Annotated in this window: 13 protein-coding genes; 12 read left to right on the top strand and 1 reads right to left on the bottom strand. The window is 68.6% G+C overall.

From position 1 onward, the window contains the following. Positions 1-7: 7 nt before the first annotated feature. The 11 genes from gsiB to ACLBYG_RS14085 all read left to right on the top strand — a co-directional run bounded on the left by gsiB (position 8) and on the right by ACLBYG_RS14085 (position 11,379). Positions 8-1,555 carry a glutathione ABC transporter substrate-binding protein GsiB gene (gene gsiB / locus ACLBYG_RS14135; RefSeq protein WP_447681849.1) on the top strand — a complete coding sequence of 516 codons (1,548 nt, stop codon included), beginning with the start codon at positions 8-10 and terminating at the stop codon, positions 1,553-1,555. A gap of 105 nt (positions 1,556-1,660) precedes the next feature. Then, entirely contained in the window at positions 1,661-2,581 is a 921-nt protein-coding gene (gene gsiC, locus ACLBYG_RS14130) for a glutathione ABC transporter permease GsiC (protein WP_020096126.1), read from the top strand. 7 nt (positions 2,582-2,588) lie between these two features. Continuing rightward, entirely contained in the window at positions 2,589-3,491 is a 903-nt protein-coding gene (gene gsiD, locus ACLBYG_RS14125; RefSeq protein WP_020096127.1) for a glutathione ABC transporter permease GsiD, read from the top strand. Next, positions 3,488-4,564, top strand: coding sequence for a DmpA family aminopeptidase (locus tag ACLBYG_RS14120; protein ID WP_020096128.1), 1,077 nt, complete (start codon positions 3,488-3,490; stop codon positions 4,562-4,564). The genes gsiD and ACLBYG_RS14120 overlap by 4 nt, the downstream gene beginning before the upstream one ends. Positions 4,565-4,567: 3 nt before the next feature. Continuing rightward, positions 4,568-4,726: a M55 family metallopeptidase gene (locus ACLBYG_RS14115; protein WP_234080784.1), complete on the top strand. Its 159-nt coding sequence runs from the start codon at positions 4,568-4,570 to the stop codon at positions 4,724-4,726. Positions 4,727-4,960: 234 nt separating this feature from the next. Beyond that, complete coding sequence (locus tag ACLBYG_RS14110) at positions 4,961-5,797, top strand: VOC family protein (protein WP_447681848.1); 837 nt, start codon at positions 4,961-4,963, stop codon at positions 5,795-5,797. Between the two features lie 101 nt (positions 5,798-5,898). Then, positions 5,899-6,474, top strand: coding sequence for an aldehyde dehydrogenase iron-sulfur subunit PaoA (paoA, locus tag ACLBYG_RS14105; RefSeq protein WP_447681847.1), 576 nt, complete (start codon positions 5,899-5,901; stop codon positions 6,472-6,474). Continuing rightward, on the top strand, positions 6,474-7,424 hold the full coding sequence (locus ACLBYG_RS14100) for an FAD binding domain-containing protein (protein ID WP_447681846.1): 951 nt from the start codon (positions 6,474-6,476) through the stop codon (positions 7,422-7,424). The genes paoA and ACLBYG_RS14100 overlap by 1 nt, the downstream gene beginning before the upstream one ends. A 1-nt stretch (position 7,425) precedes the next feature. Further along, positions 7,426-9,639, top strand: coding sequence for an aldehyde oxidoreductase molybdenum-binding subunit PaoC (paoC, locus tag ACLBYG_RS14095; RefSeq protein ID WP_447681845.1), 2,214 nt, complete (start codon positions 7,426-7,428; stop codon positions 9,637-9,639). A 22-nt stretch (positions 9,640-9,661) separates the two neighbouring features. Beyond that, positions 9,662-10,177 (top strand): VOC family protein, encoded by a 516-nt coding sequence (locus ACLBYG_RS14090; protein WP_020096133.1) that lies wholly within the window; start codon positions 9,662-9,664, stop codon positions 10,175-10,177. Positions 10,178-10,266: 89 nt separating this feature from the next. After that, positions 10,267-11,379: an alkene reductase gene (locus ACLBYG_RS14085; protein ID WP_447681844.1), complete on the top strand. Its 1,113-nt coding sequence runs from the start codon at positions 10,267-10,269 to the stop codon at positions 11,377-11,379. Positions 11,380-11,443: 64 nt separating this feature from the next. On the opposite strand, the gene ACLBYG_RS14080 is transcribed toward ACLBYG_RS14085, so the two are convergent. Then, positions 11,444-14,305 carry an ATP-binding protein gene (locus tag ACLBYG_RS14080; protein ID WP_447681843.1) on the bottom strand — a complete coding sequence of 954 codons (2,862 nt, stop codon included), beginning with the start codon at positions 14,303-14,305 and terminating at the stop codon, positions 11,444-11,446. Between the two features lie 770 nt (positions 14,306-15,075). Here ACLBYG_RS14080 and ACLBYG_RS14075 point away from each other — a divergent pair. Then, positions 15,076-15,537: a (2Fe-2S)-binding protein gene (locus ACLBYG_RS14075; RefSeq protein ID WP_042675721.1), complete on the top strand. Its 462-nt coding sequence runs from the start codon at positions 15,076-15,078 to the stop codon at positions 15,535-15,537.

Here is a 15,537-nt window from a genome sequence, read left to right as displayed (position 1 = left end):
TCGTCCCATGCCACGAGGTCTGACCATGTTCGAGCGCTTCCTCCTCGCCGCCGGCCTGCTCGCCGCGGCAACCGCGCCCGCCGCCGCGGCCGGCGACCCGATCCTGGCGATCAGCGGCCAGCCCGAGACCCTCGACCCGTACAATACGAACACGACGCTCACGACCGCCGTCACCAAGTCGTTCTACGAAGGCCTCTTCGGCTTCGACAAGGATCTGAAGGTCCGCAACGTCCTGGCCGAGAGCTACGAGACCTCGCCCGACGGCCTCGTCTACACGTTCAAGCTGCGCGAGGGCGTCAAATTCCACGACGGCACGACGTTCGACGCCGCCGCGGTGAAGGCCAACCTCGACCGCGTCCTCGACCCTGAGAACCACCTCGCGCGGTACAACCAGTTCAACCGCATCAAGACGATCGAGGTGCTCTCGCCCACGAGCCTGCGCATCACCCTGAAGGAGCCCTTCGGGCCGTTCATCAACTCGCTGGCCCACGCCTCGGCGGCGATCATCTCGCCCACGGCCCTGAAGAAGTACGGCAAGGACATCGCCTTCCACCCGGTCGGAACCGGGCCGTTCACCTTCGTCGACTGGAAGCAGACCGACTACGTCAAGGGCGCCAAGTTCGCCGATTACTGGCAGGCCGGCTTCCCGAAGGTCGACACCATCACGTGGAAGCCGGTGCCCGAGAACGGCACCCGCGCCGCCATGCTGCAGACCGGCGAGGCCAATTTCGCCTTCCCGCTGCCCTACGAGCAGGCCAAGATGCTCGAAGCCAGCAAGAAGCTGAAGATCGAGGTGCACGCCTCGATCATCGAGCGGTATCTCAGCATGAACGTGCTGCAGAAGCCGTTCGACGACCTGCGCGTCCGCCAAGCGATCAACTACGCGATCAACAAGGAGGCGTTGGCCAAGGTCGCCTTCTCGGGCTACGCCTTCCCGGCGCAGGGCATCGTCCCGCAGGGCGTGCGCTACGCCCACAAGATGGATCCCTGGCCCTACGACCCGGCCAAGGCGCGCCAGCTCCTCAAGGAGGCCGGCTACGCCAACGGCTTCGAGGCGACCCTCTGGAGCGCCTACACCACCACCACCGCCCAGAAGGCGATCCAGTTCCTCCAACAGCAGCTCGGCCAGGTCGGCATCAAGGTGCAGACCCTGGCGCTGGAGCCCGGCCAGCGCACCGAGTGGGTGCAGACCGCCCCCGATCCGAAGACCGCCCGCGTCCGCCTCTACTATGCCGGCTGGTCGTCCTCGACCGGTGAGGCAGACTGGGGCCTGCGGCCGCTGCTCGCGACGGAGGCGTGGCCGCCCAAGCTCAACAACACCGCCTACTACAGCAACGCCGAGTTCGACGCCCTTCTCGCCAAGGCGCTGGTCTCGACGAACGACGCGGAGCGCACCGAGCTCTACGCCAAGGCGCAGGAGATCGTGATGAAGGACGCCCCCTGGGCGCCGCTCGTCACCGAGCAGAACCTCTACGCGACTTCCGCGCGGCTCTCCGGCGTCTACGTCATGCCCGACGGCAACATCGATTCCGGCGAGATCGCCGTCGCTCCCTAGCCGCCGCCAGCGGACCCCGCGCCGAGCGGCCCGGACGATGGCCGGCCCGGCGCGGACGTCCCGCGCGATCGCTTCACGCAAACCCCGGATCGCGGGCGCGAGCCTATGCTGACCTTCCTGCTCAAGCGGCTCCTCGGGCTGCTGCCGACGCTGCTGATCGTCTCGGTCCTCGTCTTCCTGTTCGTCCACCTGCTTCCTGGCGATCCGGCGCGGCTGGCGGCCGGGCAGGATGCCGACGCCCAGACGGTGGCCCTGGTACGCACAGAGCTCGGCCTCGACCGGCCCCTGCCGGAACAGTTCGTGCGCTACTTCGCCAACCTCGCCCGCGGCGATCTCGGCGTCTCGATCCGCACCCGCCGCCCGGTCTCGACCGAGATCGGCGAGCGCTTCCTGCCGACCCTCCTGCTCACCCTCACCAGCATGGCCTGGGCGGTCGCCTTCGGGCTGATCATCGGCATCGTCTCGGCGGTCTACCGCAACGAATGGCCCGACCGGTTCGGGATGACGCTCGCCGTGTCCGGCATCTCGTTCCCCGCCTTCGCACTCGGCATCCTCCTGATGCAGATCTTCTCGGTCGAGCTCGGCTGGCTGCCGACCGTCGGCGCCGACACGTGGCGGCACTACGTGCTGCCGTCGCTGACGCTCGGCGCGGCCGTGGCCGCCGTGATGGCCCGCTTCACCCGCGCGGCCTTCGTGGAGGTCATCGGCGAGGATTTCGTGCGCACCGCCCGCGCCAAGGGGCTCAAGGAGCGCGTCGTGATCGCCAAGCACTGCCTGCGCAACGCCCTGATCCCGGTCGTGACCATGATGGGCCTGCAGTTCGGCTTCCTGCTCGGCGGCTCGATCGTCGTCGAGGCGGTGTTCAACTGGCCCGGCATGGGCCGCCTGCTCGTCGATGCCGTGAACCAGCGCGACTACCCGGTGATCCAGGCCCTGGTCCTGCTGTTCTCGCTGGAGTTCATCCTGATCAACCTGATCGTGGACGTGCTCTACGGCCTCATCAACCCGACCATCCGCTACAGGTGAGCCGGCCGTGACCGATATCCTCGTCCCCGCCGCTCCCACCGTCGCGCCCGTCCCCACCGGCATCCGGACGCCGTGGTCGGAATTCTGGCGCAAGTTCCGGCGCCAGCGCGTCGCCGTCCTCGCCCTGGGCTTCATCGGCCTGCTGGTCGTGGTCGCCGTGCTGGCGCCGTGGATCGTGCCCTACGACCCGGTCAACGACTTCGACTACGACCGGATCAACGAGGGCCCGTCGCTCGCGCACTGGCTCGGCGTCGATCCCCTCGGGCGCGACATCCTGAGCCGCATCGTCGAGGGCGCGCGGATCTCCCTGGCGACCGGCTTCCTCTCGGTCGCCGTCGGCGGGCTCGTCGGGACCGTGCTCGGTCTCCTGGCGGGCTACTACGGCGGCTGGTGGGACCGGATCGTCATGCGCATGTCCGACGTGCTGTTCGCCTTCCCGGGCATCCTGCTGGCGCTCGGCGTCGTCGCCATCCTGGGCTCGGGGCTCGTCAACGTCGTGGTGGCGGTGTCGGTCTTCAGCGTCCCGGCCTTCGCGCGCCTCGTTCGCGGCACGACCCTGGTCCTGAAGAACAGCACCTACATCGAGGCCGCGCGGAGCATCGGCGCTCCGGACCGGACGATCATCCTGCGCCACATCCTGCCGGGCACGATCTCGGGCATCGTGGTCTACTTCACCATGCGGCTGGGCACCTCGATCATCACGGCCGCGAGCCTGTCCTTCCTCGGCATGGGCGCGCAGCCGCCGACGCCCGAATGGGGCGCCATGCTGAACGAGGCCCGCGCCGACATGGTCTCGGCGCCGCACGTCGCGCTGTTCCCGAGCCTCGCGATCTTCTTCACGGTGCTGGCCTTCAATCTCCTCGGGGACGGCCTCCGGGACGCCCTCGACCCGAAGATCGACCGCCTGTGACGCCGGCCGCCCCCCCGCGCCCCGCGCCCCGCGTCGGCCGCCTGCCGCGGGGTCCGCGCGACGCCATCACCGACGTCCCGGGCGTGACGGTCGGCCATTGCACGCTGGCCGAGGGCGACGTTCAGACTGGCGTTACAGTCGTGCGGCCGCACGGCGGCGATACATACCGGGACCGCGTTCCGGCTGCCGGCGTCGTGCTGAACGGCTTCGGCAAGTCCGTCGGCCTGATGCAGGTCGAGGAACTCGGTGTGCTGGAGACGCCGATCGCCCTGACCAACACCTTCGCGGTGCCGGCGGTGGTCGCCGCCCAAATCCGCGCCGCGATCGCCGACAATCCGGAAATCGGGCGCGCGCTGCCGACGCTCAACCCGCTCGTCTTCGAGTGCAACGACGGCTACCTCAACGACCTTCAGCGGATGGCGGTTGAGGCGTCCCATTATCGCGACGCCCTGGACGCGGCGGGCGCCGCCGTCGCGGAAGGGTCGGTCGGGGCCGGGCGCGGGATGTCGAGCTTCGGGCTCAAGGGCGGCATCGGCACCGCCTCCCGGCGGGTCCGCGCGCGCGCGCGGGGCCGGTTCACGCTGGGCTCGCTCGTCCTGTCGAATTTCGGCAAGCCGTCCCAGATTCGGGTCCGCGGCGTGCCGCTCGCCGCTCAGCTCCGGGCGGCCGCCGGGGAGCCGGAATCCGGCACCGAACCGCCGGAGAAGGGCTCGATCATCATGATCGTCGCCACCGACGCGCCCCTCGACGCGCGTCAGCTCCGCCGCCTCGCCCTGCGGGCCGGGGCAGGCCTCGCCCGGACCGGCTCGGTGTTCGGCCACGGCAGCGGCGATATCGCGCTCGCCTTCTCGACCGCCTACACGGTGCCGCAGGATCCCGGCCGCCCGATGCCGGCGCCCGCCCTGCTGCACGACGCGGAGCTCGACCCGCTGTTCGAGGCCGCCGCGGACGGGATCGAGCAAGCGATCGTCCACGCCCTTTGGCGGGCCGAGGCGGTCACGGGCCGCGACGGCCACCGGCGGGACGCCCTGACCGATCTCCTGCCCGGCTGGGCCGATATCCTCGGAGTCTGAGCGATGCGCGTCCCGATCTCGACGAATATCGAGGGCGTCGCCGGGATCTATCACCGCGTCCAGACGACACCGGGCAAACCCGAATACGAGCGCGCGGCTGCTGATGACCGCTCTCGAGGCCGACGTGAACGTTGCCAGGCAGCCGGGTTGGGCCGGTATTAGCCCGTCCGCGTTTCCTGGCCCGCTTCTTCGAAGCGGACTTTATAGCAGCTCAACTTGCGCATTCCAGTTTCACCACAACCTGCACTCGGTCATTAGCCAAGAAGCAGACCTTCGGTGCTGCGCACCGCCCCATCAGAGAGCCGGCGCCTTGTCGAATTTAACCTTTTTTTACCTGCACATCGCTCGCGACATTAGTATAGCTCTGGGCTGAGAGCCTCGAGCCGGTGTATCGTTATGAACCATCAAAGCAACGACGGGCATGGCGGACACATTCGCCGTGAAGTTCTTCAGGTTGCCGGTGCCGCTGCAGCCGTGGGCCTTCTCGGAGCAACTACTGCTTCCGCGCAGACTGGGCGACTGGGCGGACGTGACGATGGTCCACTCGGCACGCGCCTGCAAGGCGTGCAGCATTTCGGCGTCACGGTCCAGAACATGGACCGAGCTTTCGCCTTCTACACCGAGGTACTCGGCGGCACCGAGGTCATGCGTGATGGCGATTTCAAGGGGGAGCCGGTCCATTTCACGCTGATGGCCGATCAAGAGATCGTTGCCCGCGAGCGCCGCGTCGATCCTCGCACCATCGGCGTCCCGGACCTGAAGGGTGGCTCCCAGCGGCTCGATGTCCGCTTCGTCCAGTTCGAGAACGTCGTCATCGAACTCCTGCAGTATCGCGACGCCACGCAGCCGATGGGCGGCGGCGACAGCTGGGCTGAGCCGCGCGACCACATGAGCCCGGCCTACCCGCGCTCGATGCACATTTGCTTCTACGTCCGCGATGACGTGAACTTCGACAAGTTCATCGCCGATCTCGAGGCCGAGTGCGCCCGCCGTGGCATGACGCAGGTCAGGGCGAACCGCACCGTACCCGTGCACTCCGAGGAGCAGCGCCGCGCGGCGCCGAGGGATACCAATACGATCAAGATCCACGAGGGTCCGTCGAACGGCTGGTCGATCATTTACTGCAAGGGGCCCGAGGGCGAGCAGCTCGAATTCGTCCAAGTGCTCGGTCCCGTAAAAAAGACGTTCGCTGACGCTGCCGAGGCGCGCCGGGCGGCGACGAACCGGGGCTGAGGTGAGGTTGCCGAAGAGGGGAGAAGAGAGCCTGATTTCGGCGCTTCGGCCGTGCGGATCGGCCATCGCGCCAGGTTGGATCGACGAGGAAGGGATACCCGATGAGTCCTCCCAGCCCACATGAGGTCGATCAACGGGCGGTCGATGAGCACGCTCCGGAGGCATCCGGTTCGCTTTCCCTCTCGCTCACGGTCAACGGCGAACGGCGGCGTCTCGATCTCGACAGCCGCGTGACGCTGCTCGACGCCCTGCGCGAGCACCTGCACCTCACGGGCACCAAGAAGGGGTGCGACCACGGCCATTGCGGTGCCTGCACGGTGCTGGTGAACGGGATTCGCATCAACGCATGCCTCAGCCTCGCGGCTATGCACGACGGGGACGCGGTGACGACGATCGAGGGATTGGGCCGGCCGGACCGGCTTCATCCCATGCAGGCGGCGTTCATCGCGCACGACGCCTTCCAGTGCGGCTACTGCACGCCGGGCCAGATCTGCTCCGCGGTGGCTGTCCTCGCCGAGATCAGGGCGGGCGTGCCGAGCCACGCCACCGGCGACCTCATGGCACCGATGACGCTGGACAATGGCGAACTGCGCGAGCGCATGAGCGGCAACATCTGCCGATGCGGCGCCTACTCCAACATCGCCGATGCCGTGGCGGACGTCGCGGGGAGGCCCTGATGCGGCCCTTCAGCTACGAGCGCGCCGCGAGCGCCGAAGCGGCCGTGGCGGCCGTCGCCGCCCGGCCAGGCGCCCGGTTCATCGCGGGCGGTACGAACCTGCTCGACCTGATGAAGCTCCAGATCGAGGCGCCGGCCCATCTCGTCGACATCCGGCATCTGCCGCTGCAGGCAATCGAGGATCTGCCGGACGGCGGTCTGCGCATCGGTGCGCTCGCCACCAACACCGAGGTTGCCGCCCACCCGCGCGTGAAGCGCGATTACGGCGTCCTCGCGCGGGCGATCGTGGCCGGCGCCACGGGGCAGCTGCGCAACAAGGCGACGACCGCCGGCAACCTGCTGCAGCGCAATCGCTGCTCGTACTTCTACGAGACGTCCCTGCCGTGCAACAAGCGCCAGCCGGGCTCGGGCTGCTCAGCCCTCGGGGGCGTCACCCGCTCGCTCGCCATCGTGGGCACGAGCCCGCATTGCATCGCTCAGAACCCGGGCGACATGGCCGTGGCGCTGCGTGTCCTCGACGCCATGGTCGAGACCGTCAGGCCCGACGGGACGAACCGCAGGATCGCGATCGGCGATTTTCACCTGCTGCCGGGCGACCGGCCGGAGATCGAGCACCCGCTCGAACCGGGCGAGCTCGTCACCGCCGTGACGCTCCCGCGACCGCCGGGCGGGACGCACCACTATCACAAGGTCCGCGACCGGGTCTCCTACGCCTTCGCGATCGTGTCAGTCGCAGTCGTCCTGCACAAGGACGGGACGGGGCGGGTCGCATTCGGCGGCGTCGCACCGCGACCGTGGCGGGTGGAGGATGCGGAGGCGCTCCTGCCGGGTGGACCGGCAGCCGTCGTCACGGCGGCCTTCCAGGGCGCGACGCCCACGGCCGGGAACGCCTTCAAGATCCCGCTCGCCGAGCGCGCGCTCGCGCTGGTGCTGAGCGAAGGGAGGGTGTGACATGCGGTTCGACACGCCTGCCGGGCAGAACCCCATCGACGGTCAGACCATCGTCGGGCAGCCCCATCGGCGCGTCGACGGCGCCCTGAAGGTCACCGGGACAGCGCCTTACGCCTACGAGCGGCACGATGCGGCGACCGATCCTGCCTATGGCTGGATCGTCGGCGCCACGATCGCCCGCGGTCGGGTGACGCGGATCGACGCCGCGGTCGCACGAAGGGCTTCGGGCGTCCTCGCGATCCTGACGACGCTCGAGTACGACGCCGCCCCGCCAGGGTTCCGGACGACCCTCCGCCTGTTCGGCGGCGCCGAGGTGCGCCACTATCATCAAGCCGTCGCGCTCGTCGTGGCAGAGACCTTCGAGGAGGCTCGCGCGGCCGCCCTCCTCGTCCGCGTGGACTACGAAGCCGAGCCGGCGCGCTGCGATTTGGCGGCGGAGGCTGGCAAGGCCGAGCCGATCGCGGATCGCGACAATCCGGACTACCCCGCGGTCGATCGGATCGGGGCGTTCGAGGCGGCGTTAGCCGACGCTCCCGTGACCCTGGACGAGATCTACACCACCCCCGACCAGACTCATGCGATGATGGAGCCGCACGCCACCACGGCCGCGTGGCGCGACGGCAAGCTGACGATCTGGACCTCGGCGCAGGTCGTCTCCTGGCACCGCAACAGCCTCGCGCAGGCGCTTGGCATCGCGAAGGAGGATCTGCGGCTGGACGCGCCGTTCATCGGCGGCGGGTTCGGATCGAAGCTCATCATGCGCAGCGACGCGCTCCTCTCGGCCCTCGGCGCCAGGGCCGTGGGACGCCCGTGCAAGGTCGCGCTGCAGCGTCCGCTGATCGCGAATAACGGCACGCGCCGCGCCGGCACGATCCAGCGCATCCGTCTCGGTGCGACTCATGACGGGCGGCTCACAGCGATCGGCCACCACAGCCTCAACGGAAATCTGTCCGGCGCCTACGCGGAGGCGGCGATCGCACCGACGCGGCTCATCTACGCGGCCCCGAACCGCGAGCTGTCCATGAGGCTCGTGACCCTCGATCTCGCCGAGGGCAACGACATGCGGGCTCCGGGTGAGGCCCCCGGCCTGATGACGCTCGAGATCGCGATGGACGAGATGGCCGAGAAGCTAGGCATCGATCCCGTCGCCTTCCGGATTCGGAACGACACGCAGGTCGATCCGCGCAAGCCGCACCGGCGGTTCTCGGAGCGGCACCTGATCGAGTGCCTCCAACTCGGCGCGGACCGCTTCGGCTGGGCGCGCCGCAACCCGGTGCCCGGCGCTGTGGGCGATGGGTGCTGGCTCGTCGGCATGGGCATGGCGGCGGGCTTTCGCCAGAACCTTCTGATGCCGTCCGGGGCCCGCGTCCGGCTCGAGCAGGATGGCCGGCTGTCGGTCGAGACCGACATGACCGATATCGGGACCGGCAGCTACACCATCCTCGCCCAGACGGCTGCCGAGATGATGGGTGTGCCGATCGAGGCCGTGACGGTGCGGCTCGGCGACTCGGACTACCCAGAAGCCGCCGGGTCCGGCGGGCAGTTCGGCGCGAACAACGCCACGTCCGGGCTCTACGCCGCTTGCGTGGCGCTGCGGGCGAGCGTCGCCGCGCGGCTCGGCTTCAACGCCGAGGACGTGGCGTTCGCGGACGGGAGGGTCACGGCGGGCAGTCGGAGCGTACCTCTCCGCGACGCCGTTGAGACCGGACCACTGACCGCCGAGGACCGGATCACCTACGGCGACCTCGACAAGGAGTTCGTCCAGGCCACCTTCGGGGCGCAGTTCGCCGAAGTCGCCGTGAACCGGTTCACCGGGGAGATGCGCGTCCGCCGCATGCTCGCGGTCATCGATGCCGGCCGGGTGCTCAATCCGCTCACGGCGCGAAGCCAGGTGATCGGCGCCATGACGATGGGGGTAGGGTCGGCGCTCATGGAGGCGCTCGTCGTCGACACGCGCCACGGCTTCTTCATCAACCACGACCTCGGCGGCTACGAGGTGCCGGTCCATGCCGACATCCCGCACCTCGACGTCGTCTTCCTCGACCATCCGGACCCGGTCTCGTCCCCGATGAAGGCCAAGGGCATCGGCGAGATCGGCTTGTGCGGGGCGGCCGCGGCGGTGGCGAACGCCGTCTACAACGCCACCGGCATCCGCGTCCGCGACTATCCCATCACCCTTGACAAGCTGCTCGACCGGCTGCCGCGCGCGGCCTGATTCTTCACCTGCGGAGAGAGAGATGGCCTATCATCCCGTTCCCGTGACGCATGTCGGCCTGACCGTCACCGACATCCGGGCAGCGACCGAGTGGTACACCAAGGCCTTCAGCTGCCGGCACATCATCGGGCCCCTGCACGTCAGGCACGACGGCTCGCATATCGGCGAGGTGTTCAAGGGGATCTTCGGTGATCGGTTCGAGGAGGGATACGTGTCCCACCTCGCCACCGCGAACGGGGTGGGGATCGAACTCTTCGAGTTCGTCACACCGAAGTCGGAAGCCGTCGACGACAACTTCCGCTACTGGAAGACCGGCGTCTTCCACTTCTGCTTGGTCGACCCCGACGTCGAGGGCCTCGCGCGGCGGATCGCTGAGATGGGCGGCAAGCAGCGCTCGAAGGTCTGGACACTGTTCGAGGGAGAGCCGTTCAAGGCGGTCTACTGCGAGGATCCCTGGGGCAACCTGATCGAGATCTACTCGCACTCGACGGAGCTCATGTACGCCAACCGGAGCGCGACGGCCGCCCGGGCGGAGTGAGAGGCGAGACTTGCAAACGCAGCGGTCGGATTCCCAATGCCGGGCAACGCGCGCGTCTGCAACCTGTGAGGCAAGGAGAGATCCCGCACATGCCGACGACCGCAGATCGTGATCTGTTTTCTCCAACGAAGATCGGTGCCATCGACGTCGCCAACCGCGTCGCCATGGCACCGCTCACGCGCTCGCGTGCCGGCATGGACGGCGTCCATTCGGATCTCGCCGTCGCGTACTATCGGCAGCGCGCATCGGCCGGCCTCATCATAACCGAGGCGACCAACATCTCACGGCAGGGCCGGGGCTATGCCTTCACGCCGGGCATCCACACGGAGGTGCAGGCCGAGGCATGGTCGCGTGTGACCTCGGCCGTGCACGAGGCAGGCGGCCGGATCGTCTGCCAGCTCTGGCATGTCGGGCGCATGTCGCATGTCAGCCTCCAGGAGAATGGCGAGGCGCCCGTGTCGGCCTCGGCCATCCAGGCCGGTGAGCTCGTCTTCCTCGAGAGCCGCACGCAGGCACCTCCATCCATGCCGCGCGCGCTCCGAACTGACGAGATTCCCGATCTGATCGGCGACTATCGGCGCGCCGCGTTCCTCGCCATGCAGGCGGGCTTCGACGGGATCGAGGTGCATTCCGCGAACTGCTACCTGCTCGATCAATTCATCCGCGACAGCACGAACCGGAGGGCAGATCGCTACGGCGGCTCGGTCGAGAACCGCACGCGGCTTGCCGTTGAGGTCGTAGAGGCGGTCGCGGAGGTGTGGGGTGCCGACCGCGTCGGCCTGAGGCTCTCGCCGATGACGCGGGCTGTCGGTGATACCCCGCTCGACAGCGACCCGCAGGCAACCTACGGCTATCTCGCTCGGAGGCTTGGGGAGCTGGGACTGGCCTATCTCCACTGCGTCGAGGGGCAGACGCGCGGGCCGAACGGGTCGTCCGCGTTCGACTACAAGGCGCTGCACGCCGCTTTCGGTGGGGCCTACATCGCCAATAACGGCTACGACCGGCAGCTCGCCATCGAGGCAATCGCCTCCGGCTACGCCGACATGATCGCGTTCGGTCGCTCCTTCATCGGGAATCCCGATTTGGTCGAGCGGCTGCGCCGCAACGCCCCTCTCGCGGAGGCCGATCAGGCGACGTTCTATGGCGGGGGAGCCGAGGGTTATACCGATTATCCGACCTTGGACGTTTCAGGGAACGCATAACGGGAGGGAGCCTGTTGTGCACCGATCCGCACTTTCGCGGCACATCGGCTCATGGGCGGCGGCGTCAGGCCAGGGAGACCGGCCGGCCCACAACGCTGCCAAGTCCCCCCCGACCAGCACGGCGCGCTCGCGCAGCCCTGAGATCGGGCGTGTCGAGCCCTTCGTTGAAGTCGCCGAGGATGGCGGCGAGGGCTGCCGGGCCACCATACCGGTCATCCAGCGCAGCGAGGCTCCTCGCGGCCCGTAGGCGCCACATCGCCGCTCCCTGGCTGCCGGCCAGATCGATCGCTTGCAGGAAGTGCCGCGCCGCGTCCGGCTCGCCGGCGATGCCGGTGGAGGCGAGGAGGATCTCGCCCTTGATGCGCAGCAGTTCCGGCTGGCACCAGAGTTCGCCGCCGTGCTCGGAGGCGGCGAGCGCGTCGTCGATGCGAGCGAGCGCGTCGGGAAGGCGGCCATGCGCCGCGAGGCCGGACGCCAGCGAGCCGAGATAGGCCGGACGCCGCATCCGGAAGCCGATCTCCCCCATCTCGACGAGGGCATCCTCGAGGCGGTGCAGCCCGCCCGCATCGCCCCGGCGGAGGCTCACGATCGCTTCGAGGCAATCGGCGATGACCTGCCAGATGCGCATGGCGTGACGCGCGACGTGGTCCCCGAGGCGGGCGAGGCCGCGCTCGGCTTCGTCGAGATCGCCGCCATGGAGCGCAATCGGGATCACCGTGTGCGCCAAGGCATTCGTAAGGGCGAAGGCCTGGCCGTTGGCTTCGGCCTCGACGAGCGCGCGCCGCGCCGCCGCGACGGCGTGATCCGGCCGTCCCTGGAGCCACAGGACGTTCGCGAGGGTGCCGCGTGCCGCGATCAAGCCGTGATCCTCCAGCCGCCGGCCGGGACTGTCACGGCGGGCCGCACGGGCCAGCAGGCGCTCCGCTGCCTCGCGAGCCTCGTCGAGACGGCCGAGATAGCGGAGCGCGGTGGCGGCGGGCCTGTCGACGGCCGCGCCGGCCGCGCGATCGCCGCTGGCGGCCGCCAGCGTCCTGATGCGCTCCGTCAGGGCGAACGAGGCGCCGTGGTCCCCAACCCAGGTCTGGAAGTCGCACAAGCCCCAGAGCGCCCGCAACTGGCCATCGCGGTCGGACAGCCGTTCGGCGCGGGCGAGCGCCCCGCTCCACAACTCCGCAATCCGCGCCGTCGGACCCTCGACCTGCAGCAGGGCCGCAGCGAGCGACGCCCGCAGCGTGATCTCGTACCGGTCTTCCGGACCGTCGGCGGGGGCGGCCGACGCGAGCGCCCACTCGCTCGCCTCGATCCGTTCCTGGAGCAGCGCGAGCGTGTCCCACACCACGAGCGCCTCGGCTGCCAGCGTTCGACCGAGGACGGGATCGCGCCGGTCGGTTAGGCACCAGTCGAGTGCGGCGCGGACGTTTTGGACGAGCGCGACCAACTCCTCGCGCGGGTCGGATGCCGCCTTCGCGCTCCTGCGCGCCGAGACGTCGCGACATTGCGCGGCACAAAACTCCGCGTGCCGCCGACGGACCGCATCATCCTCGCCACTCTCGGCGAGGCGCTGCAACCCGTAGGCCCGCGTCGTGTCGAGAAGCTGGTACCGGGCCGACCACCCAGGAATAGCGACAATCAGCGACTTGGCGACGAGATCGGCCAATTGGCCGATGCACGCACGCTCGGCCTCCCCAGCAGAACGGCCGACCGCGAGCGCGGCGTCGAGCGGGAAGACGCCGTGAAAGACGGACAGCCGTCGAAACAGGGTCTGCTCTCCCTGCGACAGCAGCCCGTAGCTCCAGTCCAACGTCGCGGTCAGGCCACGCTGCCGGGGATGACCTGCCCGTCGGCCGTCGTCCAGAAGGTCCAGGCATTCGTTCAGCAGGCGAAGAAGGCCGCGAAGTCCAAACGCCCCGACCCGCGTCGCGGCAAGTTCCAGCGCCAGCGGCAACCCGTCGAGGCGGCGACAGATCTCGACGACGGTCCACGCGTCGTCGTCCTGGAGGCCGAAGCCTGGAGCGGCGGCCGAGGCGCGCGCGACGAACAGCGCCACGGCCGGGAAGGTCAGAACATCCTTCGCGTCGAGCGTCCCGAACGCCGTCGGAGCCGGCAGGGGTTGGAGGCGATGCACGGTCTCGTGCGCCATCCGGAGCGGCTCCCGGCTCGTGGCCAATACGCGAGTTCCGGGCGCGGCGGCCGCGAGCATGGTGGCCAGCCGGGCCGCCTGATCGAGGGCGTTCTCACAACAATCCAAAACGAGCAGGCACTGCCGATCCGCCAGGGCATTCGCGAGTGCAGCCTGAGGATCGTCCGCATGGATTGCGATGCGCATCTCCTGAGCGAACGCGCTCGCGAGATAGCGGTCGCTGTCGATGATGCACAGGTCGACCATCCAGACCCCGTCCGGGAACTGCTCGACGAGGGCGTGTCCCACTGCCACGGCCAAGCTGGTTTTGCCGACGCCGCCGGGACCCGTGATCGTGACCAGCGGTCGCTGCAGCACCTTCGTGGTGGTCGCCGCTAGATCCTCGGATCGGCCGAGCAGGTCCGTCGGTCTCGGAAGGTTATGGCGCCGCGCTGCTGCCGAAATCGGCCAAGACATGACGTCGACGGGCGCGACGAAGCGGTACCCTTGTCCGCTCACCGTCGCGATGAAGCGCTTCTCCGGTTCCGCTCCTTCGAGTGCGCGCCGGATCGCCGCGATGTTGACCTTCAAATTGGACTCATCAACCGTCGTTCGCGGCCATGCGCGCTTGTGGAGATCCGCCTTGCTTACGACCTGACCTGCGCGTTCGACGAGCGCGGTCAGAATTTCCAAAGGTCGTCCCCCGAGCCTTACGACTTTTTCGGCTCGCCAAAGCCGCTGCTCGGACGGGCTCAATACGAAATCGTCGAAGATGTAGCGAACGGCTCTGCCTTCCCGCGTATCCATGCAGCTGTCGCTATCGCACTCCTGTTCGATCCCGGAGAGATGGCCTTGCTACGCTGTCGGTTGCAGCACCGCTAGCATGTCGTGGAGGCCTCAGCCATTCGTCCGGTCTGCTCATGCGGAAGCGTCGGGGTGGATGCCTCCGGCAATGGTCTTGCAAAATCTTCACTCCGGCTGATCGATGCCGGCAGGTGGCATCCACATCGACGTATCAGGAAAGAGCTTTCGGCGATCAGGGTGACTGGCTTGGATCGCCAGGAGCCCGTCCGATTTCCCGGCGAATGAGTTCAGAAGCGGCCGTTCCGCTCACGGCCGTACTTCGCCATGCCGGACGGCCAACCCGTGCAAACCAGCCGCGCGGCTTCGCGCTCGTCACGGCCATTCGGCGATCAGCGCCGGTATCCCAGAAGCAGACATCGTCTCGCGGTGGACGATGGTCTTCAGATGTACGCGAAGCATCGTTGAAGGTGTCGAGCAGAGGCGTGTGGCTGGGAGGATGCGCGTCGATCCGCTCGGAGAGCAGCGTCAGGCCAGCGGCCACGGCTCGGTGCTCGGTTCCGATCCAGCTGACAGCGGCCGGGATCTGCGGGAAGTCGGTTCGATGGCGGGAGAGGTCACGCCTTGGGCTTCAAGAGCCTTGGCGCCCTCAGGTCGCAGACGTCGACCTGTCCGAGCGCCGGATGGCTGCTGCCGACGGTCGCTCACGCCCTCCCTTGAGGCCTCCCCCGCTTTGAGGATACTGGATACATAATCTCGTTCGGGAGAGGGGTCAGATGGCACGACTGAACGTCAACGGCGTCGTGCGTGAGGTCGATGCCGAGCCTGACACCCCGCTCCTCTGGGTCATCCGCGAGCAGATCGGTTTGACCGGTACCAAGTACGGCTGCGGCATCGCCCAATGCGGTGCCTGCACCGTGCATATCGACGGGGCGGCCGTCCGCTCCTGCTCCGTGCCGCTCTCGGCGATCGAGGCGGGGCAGAAGATCGTCACGATCGAGGGGCTAGCCCCGGATGCCCGCCATCCGGTCCAGCAAGCCTGGGCCGAGCTCGACGTGCCGCAATGCGGCTTCTGCCAGCCCGGGATGATCATGGCCTCGGCGGCGCTGCTGGCGCAGAACGCGCGTCCGAGCGAGGAGCAGATCCGCCAGGAGATCACCAACATCTGCCGCTGCGGCACCTACAACCGTGTGCTCGCCGGCATCAAGATCGCCGCCGAGCGCGGCCAGTCCGGCTGA

The sequence above is a fragment of the Methylobacterium sp. D53M genome (assembly GCF_053345625.1).
Note: the sequence above shows the minus strand (reverse complement) of the source record. Positions and strands in the feature narration are given on the sequence as shown.